12 protein-coding genes are annotated in these 15,728 nt (G+C 66.9%); 7 read left to right on the top strand and 5 right to left on the bottom strand.

The genetic code is table 11. From position 1 onward, the window contains the following. Positions 1-17: 17 nt before the first annotated feature. On the bottom strand, positions 18-3,821 hold the full coding sequence (locus tag BLU38_RS23960) for an ABC transporter ATP-binding protein (protein ID WP_157683669.1): 3,804 nt from the start codon (positions 3,819-3,821) through the stop codon (positions 18-20). Further along, complete coding sequence (locus BLU38_RS23965; protein WP_091528192.1) at positions 3,818-4,312, bottom strand: MarR family winged helix-turn-helix transcriptional regulator; 495 nt, start codon at positions 4,310-4,312, stop codon at positions 3,818-3,820. The genes BLU38_RS23960 and BLU38_RS23965 overlap by 4 nt, the downstream gene beginning before the upstream one ends. A gap of 84 nt (positions 4,313-4,396) precedes the next feature. Here BLU38_RS23965 and BLU38_RS23970 point away from each other — a divergent pair, with 84 nt between their 5' ends. From BLU38_RS23970 to BLU38_RS23985, 4 genes are all read left to right on the top strand, one after another. Beyond that, entirely contained in the window at positions 4,397-4,828 is a 432-nt protein-coding gene (locus tag BLU38_RS23970) for a PPOX class F420-dependent oxidoreductase (protein ID WP_091528195.1), read from the top strand. A gap of 44 nt (positions 4,829-4,872) precedes the next feature. Further along, positions 4,873-5,940 (top strand): HD domain-containing protein, encoded by a 1,068-nt coding sequence (locus tag BLU38_RS23975; protein WP_091533041.1) that lies wholly within the window; start codon positions 4,873-4,875, stop codon positions 5,938-5,940. Positions 5,941-5,992: 52 nt separating this feature from the next. Continuing rightward, positions 5,993-7,645: a CocE/NonD family hydrolase gene (locus BLU38_RS23980; RefSeq protein WP_091533043.1), complete on the top strand. Its 1,653-nt coding sequence runs from the start codon at positions 5,993-5,995 to the stop codon at positions 7,643-7,645. Between the two features lie 200 nt (positions 7,646-7,845). Then, on the top strand, positions 7,846-9,600 hold the full coding sequence (locus tag BLU38_RS23985) for a DUF222 domain-containing protein (RefSeq protein ID WP_091528197.1): 1,755 nt from the start codon (positions 7,846-7,848) through the stop codon (positions 9,598-9,600). Positions 9,601-9,709: 109 nt separating this feature from the next. Here the strand turns inward: BLU38_RS23985 and BLU38_RS23990 are convergent, their stop codons facing one another. Further along, positions 9,710-10,501 carry an aminoglycoside phosphotransferase family protein gene (locus BLU38_RS23990; RefSeq protein ID WP_157683670.1) on the bottom strand — a complete coding sequence of 264 codons (792 nt, stop codon included), beginning with the start codon at positions 10,499-10,501 and terminating at the stop codon, positions 9,710-9,712. A gap of 45 nt (positions 10,502-10,546) precedes the next feature. After that, positions 10,547-11,377 (bottom strand): AraC family transcriptional regulator, encoded by an 831-nt coding sequence (locus tag BLU38_RS23995; protein ID WP_157683671.1) that lies wholly within the window; start codon positions 11,375-11,377, stop codon positions 10,547-10,549. A 168-nt stretch (positions 11,378-11,545) separates the two neighbouring features. Here BLU38_RS23995 and BLU38_RS24000 point away from each other — a divergent pair, with 168 nt between their 5' ends. The 3 genes from BLU38_RS24000 (at position 11,546) to BLU38_RS24010 (ending at position 14,558) form a co-directional block, all read left to right on the top strand. Further along, the gene (locus BLU38_RS24000) at positions 11,546-12,274 is read left to right on the top strand and encodes a phytanoyl-CoA dioxygenase family protein (protein ID WP_197679834.1); all 729 of its coding nucleotides are present in this window, start codon (positions 11,546-11,548) and stop codon (positions 12,272-12,274) included. 54 nt (positions 12,275-12,328) lie between these two features. Then, positions 12,329-13,174, top strand: coding sequence for a TrmB family transcriptional regulator (locus BLU38_RS24005; protein ID WP_091528207.1), 846 nt, complete (start codon positions 12,329-12,331; stop codon positions 13,172-13,174). A gap of 367 nt (positions 13,175-13,541) precedes the next feature. Then, positions 13,542-14,558, top strand: coding sequence for an adenylosuccinate synthetase (locus tag BLU38_RS24010; protein WP_091528209.1), 1,017 nt, complete (start codon positions 13,542-13,544; stop codon positions 14,556-14,558). A 106-nt stretch (positions 14,559-14,664) separates the two neighbouring features. Here BLU38_RS24010 and sigJ read toward each other — a convergent pair whose 3' ends face one another. Then, positions 14,665-15,612, bottom strand: coding sequence for an RNA polymerase sigma factor SigJ (gene sigJ, locus BLU38_RS24015; protein WP_091533045.1), 948 nt, complete (start codon positions 15,610-15,612; stop codon positions 14,665-14,667). Positions 15,613-15,728: the final 116 nt, after the last annotated feature.

Genomic DNA, 15,728 nt, shown 5'->3' on the forward strand with positions numbered 1-15,728 from the left:
GGGTCCGACCGGGCTGCTCAGAGGTGCGAACTGTCCGGGTCACCGATGAAGGTCGCCCACAACTCGGCATAACCGCCGTTCAGCGCCAGCAACTCCTCATGGGTGCCGTCCTCGACGACCTCGCCGTGCTCGACGTAGAGGATCCGGTCGGCGCGGGCAGCGGTGGTCAGCCGATGGGCGACCACGATCGTGGTGCGTTGCTCGGCGAGCTGATCGGTGGCCCGGGTGACCATCGCCTCGCTGCGCAGATCCAACGCGGCGGTGGCCTCGTCCAACAGCAGGATCGCCGGCTTCACCAACTCCGCTCTGGCCAGGGCGACCAACTGTCGTTGGCCGGCCGACAGGTTGCGGCCGCGTTCGGCCACCGGGTGCAGATAACCGCCGGGCAGCTGGGCGATCATCTGATGGGCACCGACGGCACGGGCAGCCGACTCCACGTCGGCGTCGGACGCGCCCGGTCGGCCGTACGCGATCTGATCACGGATGTTGCCGGGGAAGAGGTAGCTCTCCTGCGGCACCAGCCCGACGTGCTGGCGATAGGCCGACGGGTCGAGGTCACGAAGATCATGCCCGTCGATCCGGATGCTGCCGTCGGTGACGTCGTAGAACCGTTCGATCAGTTTGACGATGGTCGACTTGCCGGCACCGGTCTCACCGACCAGGGCGACAGATCGGCCGGGTTCGATCGTCACGTTCAATCGGCTCAGCGCCGGCCGTGACGCCCGTTCGTAGGTGAACGTCACGTCGTCGAAGTCGAGTCGACCGTGCACCCGGTCCAGCACGATCGGGTCCTTCGCCGTCGGGGTGGAGGTCGGCGTGCTGAGCAGGTCGCGGATCCGTTGCAGGCCGACCATCGCCTGCTGGTAACCGTCGAAGACCTGGGACAGCTGCTGGATCGGGGAGAACAGCAGATCGATGTAGAGCAGGTAGGCGATCAGCCCGCCCGCGGTGATCAGCCCGTTGTGGAACTGGGTCGCGGCCAGCACCAGCACCAGGGCGCCGGCCAGGTTGCTGAGGAACTGGACGAACGGGAAGTAGATCGAGATGTAGCGCTGGCTCCGGGTCCGCAATCGGCGGTAACCGTCGGACAGCTCGGTGAACCGCTGCGTGTTGTAGGGCTCCCGGCGGAAGGCCTGGGTGATCCGCAAGCCCGCGACATTCTCCTGCAGGTCGGCGTTCACAGCGGCGACCTGCTCGCGTGCCTGCCGATAGCTGCGGGCACTGAGATGACGGAAGATCAAGGTTGCGGCGATCAAGATCGGCAGCACCAGCCCGACGACGATCATCAGCCGGAAATTCAACACACACAGGGCGATCAGGATGCCGAAGAACGACATCAGGCTGACCAGTGCGGTCACCATCCCGGTCTGCAGGAACGACGACAGCGCGTCGACGTCGGTCGTCATCCGGGTCAGGATGCGGCCGCCCATCTCGCGTTCGTAGTAGTCCAGGCCGAGGCGTTGCAGATGGCTGAAGATCTTGACCCGCAGGGTGTAGAGGAAGCGTTCGCCGGTCCGGCCGGTGATCCGGGCGGCCGCGACCTGGATCACCCAGTCCAGCAGGACGACGACGAGCGCCAGCGCCGAGGCGATCCAGACAGCGGTCAACACACCGCGGTTGACCCCGTCGTCGATGCCGTTGCGGATCAGCACCGGCAGCGCGAGCCCGCACAGGGCATCGACGGCGACCAGGATCAGACCGAGCGCAAGTGGTAGCCGGAAGTGCGCCAGCAGGTGGCCGAGTCGGAAATGATCATCACCGGCCCGCGCGAACTCCGGGTCGACCGCCGGCCGGGCATCGGCCGGCGGCAGTTTCTCCAACGCGTCCAACAGTTCCGGAGTGGGTGGCATCGACGCCATCCCGGATGCCAGTCCGCGACCGCCGCCACCGCCGCCGCGTCCGGCGGTGGCGCCGCCCATCCGCAGCAGCCGGTCGGCCAGGGCAGGGTCGTCGGCGGCGTCGGGCAGCCGGGACGGATCCCACAACTCGGTGCTGACCTCGCCCGGCGCCGGATCCGGCAGCCCGGGCTCCTCCTCGGCCAGCACGTCCGGGCCGCTGAGCAGCATACGGAACGACGGGGACCGTTCCTCCAACTCGGCCAGCGTCCCGACGTCGACGACTCGACCGTCCTCCAGCACCGCGATCCGGTCGGCCAACTGCAGGGTCGACCGGCGATGGGCCATCAGCAGCGTCGTCCGGCCGGCAAGCAGCGTGTCCAGCGAGTGATGGATCTCCGCCTCCACCCGGGCATCGATCGCCGAGGTCGCGTCGTCCAAGATCAAGATCCTCGGATTGGCCAGGATCGCCCGGGCCAGCGCCACCCGCTGCCGCTGGCCACCGGACAGGGTGAGGCCCTGCTCCCCGACGACCGTGTCGTACCCGTCGGGAAGTTCGGAGATGAACCCGTCGGCGCGGGCCGTACGGGCGGCGGCCTCGACCTCGTCCCGGGACGCGTCAGGTCTGCCGTAGGCGATGTTGTCGGCGACGCTCTGACTGAACAGGAAGCTGTCCTCCATCGCGATCGCGATCGCACCCCGGAGGGAATGCAGAGTGACCCCGCTGATGTCCTGCCCGTCGATCGACACCGACCCCTGCGCGCAGTCGTAGAAGCGGGGCAGCAACTGGGCGACGGTGCTCTTGCCGGATCCCGAACTTCCCACCAGGGCAAGGGTTTCGCCGGGTTCGACGGTCAGGTCGAACCCGTCCAGCACCGGATGCTCCTGATAGCCGAAGCCGACGTTGTCGAAGCGGATCCGGCCCGGCCCCGGTCGCAGCGGTCGAGCGTCGGGCCGCTGCTTCACCACCGGTCGGGCGTCGATGATCTCGAACACCCTGATCACCGAGGCACGGGCCTGTTGCCCGGTGGTCAGCAGCAAACTGATCAATCGGACCGGCCCGGACATCTGGGTGACATAGGTGGAGAAGGCGAGGAAGGTGCCCAACGTCAGACCGCCGCGGATCGCCAGGAAGCCGCCGAGAGCTAGTACGCCGACCGTGCCCAGCTGCGGGATCGCCGCCAGGGCAGGGGAGAAGAAGCTGTTCAGCCGGATGGTGCGGACGCGGGCGCCGAACAGGCGTTGGGAGATCCGGTCGACGCGGTTGAGCTCCTGATCTTCCTGGCCGAACCCTTTGACCACCCGGACACCGGTGGTCGCAGCCTCAACCGCACCGGCGAGCTCGGCATCCTGTTGCTGGGCGAACCAGCTCGACGGGAAGAGCTTCGACCGACTCCGCATCCCGAGCAGCCAGAGTGCCGGGACCGTCGCCAACGCGACCAACGCCAGCATCGGCGAGAGTCGGAACATGAAGAAGATCGACACCACGAAGAGCACCAGGTTGCCGGTCAGATTCGGCAACATCTGCAGCAGCGCCTGGACCAGGGTCAGATCAGAGGTGGCGCGACCGACGATCTGCCCGGTGTCCAGGCCGTCCTGGCGCCGTCCGTCGAGTCGGGTCAGTGATCCGAAGACATCGGTGCGCAAGGCGTGCTGGACGTCCACCGACAACCGGCCACCGGTGAACCGGCGCAGATAGGTCAGTCCGAAGATGATCAAGGCGGCGAGCACCAGCAGCAGGGCCCACGGCAGCAATGGCTGGGAGCGGACCAGGATGACGTGGTCGATGATCTCCCGTTGGATCAGCGGCACCGTCGCCATCACGGTCTGGCCGACGATGCCGGCGCCGAAGGCGATCAACACCCGACCCTTGAAACGCCAGCAGTAGCCGGCGATCCGGCGGATCCAGCGATCCTGCTGCCGCGGTGTGGCCGGGGCGGTTCCGGTCCCGGTGCGTACGGTGCGGTCGGTCGCGGTCTGGGTCACTTGCCGTCTGCCCCCTGGGAGGTTGGCTGGGTGATGCCGGGCTGCGGGGCTGCGTTCAGCCGGGCGACCCTTCGTGTCTCGAGACCGGACAGCTGGTCGAGCAGCAGATCTCGGTCGGGTGCGTCGTCGAGCAGTTCGGTGAATCGATCGGCGTAGATCCGTTCGGTCTCCGCGAGCGCCGCGCGGCCTTCGGCGGTGAGTTCGAGGCGGACCACCCGCCGGTCGGTGCTGTCGGCCTCGCGGATCAGGAAGCCGCCGGCGACCAGCCCGTCGGCGATCGCGGTCAGGGTCGGCTTCCGGACCGCGAGCCGCTCTGCCAGCCGGGCAGCCCGTTCGCCGCCTGCCGCGGCACGCCGCATCATCCGGAACTGCGAGGTGGTCAGTGGCGCACGGGTGCGCTCCAGGACCCGGGCGAGCCACAGCGCGGCGTCCAGCGCCGGGAGCAACTGCTCCTCGTCGGTCCGGTCTTCGGCGGTCCCAGCGGTGGACATGGTTAGAGAGCCTAACGGTTAGGGTTGCGTACGACCATGCGGACCCGGTCGGGTCGATGTGCTCGCCGCGGTTACGCTGCGAACATGGCGTCCATCGACGAGCTCCTGGCGGCGTTCGGCCGGCGCGGCAATTGCGCGCTGGCGACGATCCAGCCGGACGGCCGACCGCAGCTCAGCAACATCTCCTATGCCTTCGATCCGGGCACTCGGACCTTTCGGATCTCGATCACCGACAGCCGGGTCAAGACCCGCAATCTGCGCAAGGATCCTCGTGCCAGCCTGTACACCTCCTCCGCCGACGGCTGGACCTACACCGTCGCCGACGGTGTGGTCGAGCTCAGCCCGGTTGCCCGCGAGGTCGGCGACGCGACCGTCGAGCAACTGATCGAGGTGTACCGGGCCGTCAGCGGTCAGGAACATCCGGACTGGGACGACTACCGGCGGGCCATGGTCGATGATCAGCGGCTGGTGCTGACGGTACGGATCGACCACGCCTACGGGGCTCCGGCGCGGTGACCGAGCCGGAGATCTCCGCCCGAGCGCTGGCATGGGCGAAGACGATGCACGGTCACGACGCAGGTGCGGTCGTGCTGGCCCACCAGGACTCCGATCCGCGGCTGGGGCCCGGGCCGGTCCTCGGCCGGCAGCTCCGCGAACAACGGGAGGCCGAATTGCTGCGCCCCGGTGCCACCCTCGCCCAGGGCTCCGGCCACCGCGATCGGGAGGAAGCGCCGGACATCGAGCGGACCTGCTTCGAACGCGACCGGGACCGGATCGTGCATTCGACCGCCTTCCGCCGGCTGGCCGGCAAGACGCAGGTCGTGGTCTACCCGTCCGATCATCAGCGGACCCGGCTCACCCATGCCCTCGAGGTCGCTCAGGTGGCGACCTCGGTCGCCCGCGGGATCGGCGTCAACGTCGCCTTGACGGAAGCGATCGCGCTCGGTCATGACTGCGGGCACGGACCGGGCGGACATGCCAGCGAGGACGCGTTCGACGCCTATCTCGCCGACGGCTACGACCACGGGCCGTGGGGCGCCGATGTGGTGTTGCGTGACCTCAACCTCTGCCTTGAGACCCTGGACGGGATCCGGAACCATTCCTGGTCCCGGCCCGCGCCGTCGACGGTCGAGGGTGAGATCGTCAGCTGGGCGGACCGGATCGCCTACTGCGCTCATGATCTTGAAGATGCCGTGCACGCCGGGATCGTCGACGTCGCCGATCTGCCCGACGAGATCGCCGAGGTCTGCGGCCGGACGCGCCGCGAGCAGCTGAGCACCTTCATCCGAGCCATCATCCGGACCGCTGGTGATCATGATCGGATCGGGATGGGGCCGGACGAGGCGGCGGCGCTCGCGGCCCTGCGTGCCTTCAACTACGAACGGATCTACGTCCGACCGGAGTCGCTGGCACAGTCGCAGGCGGTGGTCGCCGTGCTGACCGCGCTGGTCGATCATTTCGTCGAGGCTCCGACCCAATTGCCCGGCTGGCCCGAGGGTGCAGCAGACCCGATCGGCGCCGCCGTCACCTACGTGGCCGGGATGACCGACCAGTACGCCTTCGACACCGCGGTGCAGTTGCTCGGCTGGGATATCGATCGGCTGCCGCGGGGAATCGACAGCCAGTAGCTCGCATCGTCAGGTTTCGTACCGTCAGTGTTCGGCAGACGAAGGGATGACCATGATCAACACCGAGTTCACCGATCGCTGGGCGGCGACGGTCCTGGATCGACTGTTGGGCCTGGGGGAGCCGCGCAGCCCGGGGCTCTCGATCACCCGTGACCTCCGGATCTCGATGGCCGACGGCGTCACATTGGCCGGTGATCATTACCGGCCGACCGACGTCGAGCACGGACCGGTGGTGCTGGTCCGCACGCCGTACGGGAAGAACAATCCGTTGAACGCCGCCTACGGTCTGACGCTCGCCCGCCGAGGCCTGCAGGTGCTGGTCCAAGACGTCCGCGGCACGTTCGGATCGACCGGCGAGTTCGAGCCGTTCGAGCACGAGACCGAGGACGGACTGGCGACCGTGGCCTGGCTGCGCGAGCAACCGTGGTGCGATGGCCGGATCGGGATGGCCGGTGCCAGCTATGTCGGCTACACCCAGTGGGCGATCGCACCGTACGTGGATCCGAAACTGTCGGCCGTCGCGTTGGGGATCACGTCGTCCAACTTCCGTCCGACCTTCTATCCCGGCAACTCGGTCAGCCTGCAACTGGCGCTGTCCTGGTCGTCGGGGATCGGCACTCAGGAGGATCGACGTCCGATCTGGAGCCGGATGGCGATGCGTCGCAAGGTCGCGGCGGCGATGTCCACCCTGCCCGCGGTCCGTGGTGATCTTGCAGCGATCGGCAAGCACGTTCCGTTCCTCACCAGGGTGCTCGAACATGCCGAGCCCGACGACAGCTACTGGGATCTGCTGGAACACGGCGCCGACCTGCCGGCGTTGAACACTCCGGCATCACTGGTGGCCGGCTGGTACGACATCTTCCTGACCCGACAGCTGCGCGACTTCACCGCGCTGCAGCAGGCCGGTGTGCCGAGCCGGATCACGGTCGGACCGTGGTGGCACGGTCAGTTCTCCTCGATGCCGACGATGTTCCGTGATCAGGCCGACTGGTTGGCGGGACATCTGTTGGGTGACAAGGCGGTGCTGAACCGTGCCCCGGTGCGGATCTTCCTGCAGCGGGCCGACCGCTGGCTCGACTTCGAGCAGTGGCCGGTGCCGGCGACACCGACCGATTTCTACGCCGATGCCGAGGGACGGCTGCGGAGCGAGATCCCCGCCAGTGAAGGGATCCGAGCATTCCACTACGATCCGGCAGATCCGACGCCGATCGTCGGCGGCGCTCCGCTCAGCGTGGCCGGCGGGCAACGTGACAACCGTCGGACCGAAGCCCGCGACGATGTCCTGACCTACGACACGGCGCCGCTGACCGAGGACCTCGATGTGATCGGGGATTGCTCGGCCGAGGTGTTCGTCCGCACCGACCACGACGACGCCGATATCTTCGTCCGAGTCTGCGATGTGGAGCCGAACGGTCGCTCGCTGAACGTGATCGAAGGCATTCGCCGGCTCCGGAAGACCGATCAACCGGAAGACGACCTCGGCACCCGGCGCGTGCGGATCGAGCTCTGGCCGACGGCCTACCGTTTCCTACGCGGGCGGCGGATCCGAGTGCAGGTCAGCGGGGGCGCGTTCCCCAACTACATCCGCAACCATCAGACCGGTGAGCCGATTGCGACGGCGTCGTACACGGTTCCGGGCCGGACCCAGATCCTGCACAGTCCGGACCATCCCACCAAGATCACGTTGCCGGTCTACACCGGCTGACGCCCCGGATCCTGCTCGTTCGCGCCGGTCGCCGAAGTCTCCCGTCAAGAGCTCTGAGCCTGTCGAAGGGCGAGGATCCCTGAGCTTGTCGAAGGGCCGTGAACTCGACCTCCGAAGTTTCTGCGAATCTGTGGATATCCGTTGCTGGCTTGGGAATCCGCAGCCAAGAACTGTCAGACCCTCACCATAGTGTTGGTCACATGATCGATGGCAGCGGGTTGATGCGCACCGCCCTCACCGGGGTGGGTGTCGATCCGGCCGGCCTGGCCACCGATCAACTGCTGGACCAGGTGACCGCGTCGGACTGGCTGGTCCGTGTCGGACTGAACTCCCGATTGATCAGCATCGCCAGCTGGGCCGACCGGTTCCCCGCCGACAGCATCGCACCGCACCAGTTGGCCATTCCCGGCGGTGATCGGCCGATCCGGCCCGGCGGCGACGGCACGCCCGAGATCACCCGGTTCTGCGTCACCGACCTGGCCGCCCAGCTGCACAAGTCCACCGGCACCGCGGAGCGGATGATCGCCGACGCCCTGGATCTGCGGCATCGATTGCCGCGGGTGTGGGTGAGGTTGTGTCGCTACGAGATCGACGGGCTGGACGGGCAGACGATCGCCCGGCAGACCCGGCACCTGACTTTGGAGCAGGCGTTGGAGGTCGACCGGTCGATCGCGGACTTCGTCGGGCGGTTCAGCTATGGCCGGCTGCTGAGCCAGCTCGAGGCGATCATCATCCGCGTCGACGCGGACAACATCGCCAAACTCGCCGAACAGGCCGCAGAAGGGGTCGGGGTCTGGATCAACCAGAGCAACGACCATGGCATCAAGGGGATGTTCATCAAGGCCAAGACCCCGGCCGTGATCCGGTTCTATGCCCAGGTCAGCCGGATCGCTGACATCCTCGCCCGTCGCGGCCACCCCGGCAGTAAGGACGAGCGGCTGGCCGCCGCGATCGACGTGCTGGCCAACCCGCTGGATGCGGTCCGGATGATCGCCGAGGACACCGAACCCACCCTGTTCGATCCCGATCCCGACGACGATTCTTTGCTCCCGCGGCCGATGGGCGGCGCTGCGAACGAGCGGGATGGTGCCGATGACGGCGTCTCGGCCGAGGGTTCTGTAGGCGACAATCCCGAAACCCGCGAACCATCAACCGCCAGCCCATCCGACGACGGCCGTACCACCGACGGCTCAACCATTGACGGGTCGGCGGCCGATTGGTCCGCCGACGAGGATGCGGTTTCGAGGCGGTCGAGCGGCGGCCGGCGTGATGATCACGGTGATCTGCTGCCGCCCGACCCCACCGACGATGCGTTCGACCAAGATCAGGCGTCGACCCGATTCCCGCGTGTCGATCAAGATCGACAACTCGCCGAGCTCGCGATCCGCGCCATCGGCCAGATCGATCCCGCGAAGTTTCGACCCAACGCCACCCTCTACGTCCACATCGCCAAAGAAACTCTGGACACCGGACTCGGAGTCACGCGAGTCGAAGACATCGGCCCGATGGTCTCCACCCTGGTCGCCGACTGGCTCGGCGAGTGCAACATCACCGTCAAACCCGTGATCGATCTGTCGGTGGATCTGACACCGGTGGATTCGTATGAGATCCCTCGGGCGATGCGGGAGCACCTGTTCCTGAAGTATCCCGGGAGCATGTTCCCCTTCTCCGGGTCAGTCGGACGCCATCTTGATCTTGACCACAACATCCCGTTCGTCGAGGGCCTCCCGGCCCAGACCCGCGAGGACCGGCTCGGCCCGAATGGACGTCGGGAGCACAATGTGATCACCCACGGACTCTGGAAGAGGCGACGAGCCGAGCCCGGAACATTCTTGTTCCGGGCGCCGGACGGCAGAGTGTTTCTGGTCGACGCGACCGGCAGCCATGACCTCGGTCGTGGGCAGTTCGCCCAACACGTCTGGCATTCCGCCGCGCCCACACCGCCATCCGCCTGACGTGAGCATTGCTGCCGCCGTCCGGCGCCACCCTGCCCGATGGTTTCGGTTCTGGTCCTGATCATGAGGACCCGCCTCAAGCCCAGCAGTTTCCGCTACGGGTGCTGCGTCAGCGGTCAGCGCTCCACCACTCCTCGGTGTCGCGGAGCCACTGAGCTTCCGCGGCAAACGCCTGGACGGCTCCGTCATCGGCGAAGAGCTTCCACGGGTGCAGACGCTGTGCGGCGAGTTCAGCGGTTTCGTCGCCTTCGCGTTGGATCACGTCGATTGCGGCGCTGACGACTGCGCCGGGGGAGTAGTCGCCGTCGTAGGCTTCGCACAGGGTTCGCAGCCGAGACCTAAGATCGATTTCGGGGTCGAGGCCGTACTGCTCGCACCGGCCCGTCGGCTGCAGCGGCACGAGCTGCCACGCCAGGTACGCCAGATCGTCGATGGGGCTGCCCGGTCGCGCGAAGTCCCAATCGATCACACCGACCACGGTGCCATCGACCCAGGTCGTGTTGAACGGGCTGAAGTCTCCATGCCGAATGATTTCGCCGGATCCCGCCAACGGATTGCGCCACTCCATTCCTGGCGACGGCCGGAAACTGCGGACCGCATCGTGGTAGCGGCGCAACAACCTGCCCAGCTGGATGACCCCGTCGTCACAACGGAGCACGTCCGGCCAGTCCGTCCACGGTGGGGTCTCGCCGGGGAGATAGCTGAGCACCTCCCGGTCGCGGTCGTCGATGCCCAGCACCCGTGGTGACTCCTCGAAGCCCGCCCCCTCGAGGTGACGGAGCAGTGCATGGACGGCCGGCGTCCAACTGCCTGTTGAGCGGCGGACGGTGTCGCCCACCCGGGTGACCGTGTTGACGAAGCCACCCTCGAGCGGTGTTTCATGATCATCAGACCTTGGCAAGATGCTTCTCCTCCAGGTGACTGTCGAGGGTGACGACGCTGAGGATCAGGCGCCGGCCTGCCGGGCGCGATCGACCGACGGCGACGTGCCGAAGAATTGGCGGTAGGCACGGGCGAAGTGGGACGGATCATTCAGCCCGACCGCACGAGCAGCACCCGCGACCGACAGCTCGGAGGAGCGCATCAGCGACCGGGCGAACCGCAGCCGCCGGTGCTGCAGATAGGTCTGGAACGTCGAGCCGGTGAACGCGTGGAAGCGCTCGCTGAAATGGTTCGGCGACAGGTGGGCCCGAGCGGCGACCTCGCGCAAGGTCAGCGGCTCGCGGAACCGCCGCTCGATGAAGAAGACCGCTTGCCGCATCGCCGCGTCCGCGGCCGGAGTGTCCGCCGCGGAGGGCACGGGGAGCGTCCGGGCGAAGCTGATCAACAGACAGGTCAGCAGCGACTCGATCATGAGTTCGCGGCCGTGATCGGCGGACACACTCTCCGACCACAACTGCTGGAAGAGCGGTTCGGCCGACATCAGATCGGGCACCGCCCAGCTTCGATCGAGCCGCTCATCGACGAGCACGGAGGCGAGTTGATCTTCGGCAAAACCGGGATCGATGGCGATGTTGAAGCAGCGCAGCGACTGTCCGGGATCGCTGCTGTAACCGTGGAAATCCGTCGGCCCGAGCAGCATCGCACTGCCGGCGGACACGACCTCGTCGCGCCCGTTGTGATGGTGGGTCGCGTGGCCGTCGAGGACGTAGACGAACTCGTAGTAGTCGTGCCAGTGCACCGGCACCCGGTCGAATTCGTGCCGCATCACCAGCACCTGTCCCGGCGCCGCCGTCAGTCGATCGAAGATCTCCCGGGGGAGCGGCTGCTCTGCCACCACCTGGTTGCCACCTGCCTCGCCAGTTCACCGGACCCAATGTCGCGATTGTACGGATCAGGCGCCGATCATGCCCGAAGAGACGCATAGTCGATCATGCGGGACCGGACTACTGTCGGTCAGGCAAGCGCAGTCGACCATGATCAGCAACGATGAAAGGATCCACTGGTGTTCACCGACGATGACGTCGCCAGTTTCGAACGCGATGGCTATCTGCTGCCCGGGCGGCAGCTCTTCGGAGCCGACAAGCTCGACGCGCTGGAGGCGATCTTCGACGAACACCTTGCCGACAAGGGCGACAAGCTGTCCGACGAGCTGGACACTCCGCACTTCCGCGACCCGCGTCTGTTGGAGTTTCTGCTCAGTGACGAGGTGCTCGATGTGGTCGAGCCGATCGTCGGGCCGGATATCGCGCTGTGGACCAGCCACTTCATCTCCAAGGACCCGATGGTCGGACGCGGCACCCCGTGGCATGAGGACTCCGCCTTCTGGAACGGCCGGCTGAGCAACTACGAACGGATCGTGACCGTCTGGCTCGCTCTCGGTCCCAGCCGTCGGGAGAACGGCTGCATGCGGGTCATCCCCGGGACCCACTCCGGTGGCTTCAGCGACTACGTCGCCGCCGACTCCGCCAAGCAGACCTTCGACCGACAGATCGCCGAGGTCGACGAGTCGCGTGCGGTGTACTTCGAGCTGGAACGGGGCCAGTACTCGCTGCACGACGGTCGGATCGTGCACGGCGCCGAGCCGAACACCAGCCCGCTGCGCCGTACCGGCTACACCATGCGCTACTTCCCGGCCAGCACCGAGGTGCTCCCGGTCGAACAGAACCGCGGCCATCAGATCTGGCTCGCCCGAGGCAACGGAGCAGCGGGCACGGCGTACGCCAACAGGTAGGGCCGGCGAGTAGTAGTTGCGGAAACTACTACTAGTCGTCTAGAGTGGTTGCACGTGATCGAACGACTCACGGCCCTCGGCTTCTCCACGCAGGAGGCCAAGGTGTACCTGGCCCTGCTGCAGCATCCTTCGGCCACCGGTTACGAGCTGGCCAAACATGCCGGCCTGCAGCGCGCCAATGTCTATCAGGTGCTCGGCACGCTTGCCGATCGCAATGTCGTCGAACGGACCACCGACAGTCAGCCGGCCCGTTTCGTCGCCCACCCGCCGGCCGAGGTGCTCGGCCGGATCAAACGGCAGACCACCGAGCGGGCGGACGGCCTGATCGCCGACCTGTCCGCGCTCACCGCACGCACCGAGCCGGGAGGGTTCTTCTCGCTGCGTGATCGGGAAGCGGTGATCGAACGCACCGCGGCCCTGGTCGCCGATGCCACCGAACGGGTCGCGGTCTGCCTGTGGGCAGATGATCTTGACTGGCTCGCCGGACCATTGCGAGCAGCCTCCGGATCCGGATGTCAGGTCGTGGTCAATGTCTTCGGCGAGGTCGATCTGGACTTCGGCGAGGTCTTCACCCACGAGGCCCCGGCGAGCACCGTCGGCGGGCACCTGTTGCTGTTGGCCGTCGATCAACGCACCGCGCTGGTCGGGTCGCTCGACGAGCCCGTCGGTGCGGTCTTCACCGAGCATCCGGCGTTGGTCGGCATCGTGGAGAAGCTGATCCGCGACGAGACCTACCTGGCAGCCATCTATGCCCGGTTCGCCGATGATCTTGAAGCGGAGTACGGAAAACATCTGGTCAAGCTCCGCTCCAGATTCCTCCCCGCCTCCCAAGCGGAACAATTGATATCCATCGTCGGGTTCGGTGCTGATACTCAGGTCTCCTCTCTACTCACTCCGTAAGGTCCCTGAGCTTGTCGAAGGGCAAGTTTTGGTGGATGGGACTGGCGGTGGGCCGTTCGGTGCGGCCGAGAGGGCTCCCGCCCTCGAAGCCTCACCTGGTCTCGCAAGCTCGACCAGCTGAGTTTCAAACGCCCGACCCACCTAGAGCCCTCTCGGCCGCACCGAACGGCAGGTTCGTCTGGCCGCTGGCGGTCGCTGCCTGGTGAGGCCCGCAACCGGCCGTTGAGGTCGCTTGCTCGTCTCGCCGTTCCCTGGCGACCGACAGGCCACCCGCCTTGGATATCGGCCTGGGTCTGGGGTGCCTGGTTGCGACTGCTGCCTGTCTGTCTGTCCGTGTCTTGCTTTCTTTACTGGTAAGGAGATTGTTGTGCCTGCTTCTGTGATCGTTGACGCCTTGTGGGGTGATTCGGGGAAGGGGAAGACGTGCGCCTACTTGGCTCGTAAGCACGATGCTCAGCTGGCTGTTCGGGCTGGGATCGGGACCAATGCCGGGGCCAGTGTGACGTTGGAGTCCGGCGAGTTGATCAAGGCTCGGCAACTGCCGACCGGCTGGCTCAACCCGGGGACGAAGGTCGCCGTAGGGTCGGGAGTGCTGGTTGATCCGCGGGTGTTCGCTGACGAGCTGGAGCGTTACGGTCTGGGCGACCGGGCGATGATCGATCCGCGGTGCGCGGTGATCAGCGAGCAGCACATCGCCGATGAGCAGGCTGACCAACATCTGCGCAAGCAGGTGGGGTCGACCTGTACCGGCAACGGATACGCCAGGGCCGACTTCGCGCTGCGCCGGGCACAGCAGGCACGGGACATCCCGGAGTTGGCGCCGTATCTCGGTGACGTCGCGGCCGAGGCCAATCGGGTCGCCGCCGACCCGGACGGACTGGTGTTGATCGAGAGCTCGCAGGGCACGATGTTGTCGCTGGCGCTCAGCGAGGACTACCCCTACACCACGTCCGGCAATTGCACCACAGCCTCGGCGTTGAACGACGTCGGCCTGAACTGGCGGCATCTCGATGAGGTGATCATGATCGTCAAGGCGCTGCCGACCCGGGTCGGCGAAGGGCCGCTGCCGTACGAGATCAGTACCGCCGAGGCCGAGCGGCGGGGGATCGCCGAGTACGGAGTCGTGACCGGCAGGCCGAGACGAAAGGCCGAGGCCATCGATGCCGACACGCTGCGCTACGCGGCGATGCTGAACGGTCCCACCCGGATCGCTCTGACGTTCTGTGATCATCTCGATCCCGCGATCCGCGGACAGCGCGGCAGCGCGGCCATCGGACCCGAGGTCCGTCGGGTGATCGGCGAGGTCGAACAGGCCACCGGCGCTCCGGTCACGTTGCTGGACACCGGGCCACGGTTGGACGATGTGATCGATCTCGAGGGCTGACATTTCCTCGACGTCGACCTCGTGCCTCCCGTCGAGGACGCCGTGCAGGAGGCGATCTCCCGCTCAGTTGATCATCGCCCCGGCTGCAGATCAAGCCGGTGGCGGATCAGATCGTTCGGCGGTCCCAGTGTCGGAGCTTCGCCGGGTTGACGATGGCCCAGATCTGTTTGATCTTGTGATCGACGACGTCGAAGGCCAGGACTGTGACGGCGCTGCCGCTCAACCGCACGACCAGGCCGGGTCGGCCGTTGACAACCTCCTCCGCGATCGTGACATGGTCTGGTCTCCGTGCAGCGATCGTGAGGTAGTGCCGGCCGATCTGCGCGGCGCCGACGATGGGAGCCAACGCCGCCTGGGTGACGCCGCCGCCGTCGGCAATGGCAATCGCGTCCGGATCGAGGACGTCGAGGATGGCGTTGACATCGTGCGCCTCCCACGCCTTCCGGAAGGCTCTGACGAGTTCGCTCTGCTCGGTCGACTGAGCCGGCGGGACGCGGGTCGAGCGGGCCCGGTTGCGGGCCGAGTAGGCGAGTTGGCGGCAGGCCTGAGCAGTACGGCCGACGACGTCGGCGATCTCGGGATAGGAGTAGCCGAACACGTCGTGCAGGATCAGGGCGACGCGTTCGGCGGGAGTCATCGATTCGAGGGTGACGAGGAAGGCCATGGTCACGGACTCGTCGAGAGTGACCCGGTCTGCGGGATCGGGAGAGGTCGGGTCCGACGCATTGCTCGTGCTCGCCCAATCGGCGCCGTCGGGGAGTGGCTCGGGGACCCATTCCCCGACGTACTGTTCGCGGCGCGATCGGGCGGAGCCGAGGAGGTCGAGGCAGATCCGTCCGATCACCGTGGTCAGCCAGGCACCCGGGGAGCGGATGGCGTCGCGATCCTGCTCCGACATGGCGTACCAGCGTGCATACCCTTCCTGAACGGCGTCCTCGGCCTCGGCGACCGATCCGAGCAGTCGGTACGCCAGGTTCATCAGCCGGCGGCGGTCCGCCATCACCGCGGTCAGACTCGCATCCTCCGCCGGACGCGTCGCATCGTCGTACGTCATCTGCACAGTCTCCCGTCAATGGTCCTCGTCGGTACGACGATTGTCGCCCTCCGTCCGTCAGGGTCCGTCGGAATCCCGGTTCGACGGGCCCACTCGCAGCACCGTCAGGAACGGGC

Origin of the sequence: Microlunatus soli, from assembly GCF_900105385.1 — a bacterium.
GTDB lineage: Bacteria > Actinomycetota > Actinomycetes > Propionibacteriales > Propionibacteriaceae > Microlunatus > Microlunatus soli.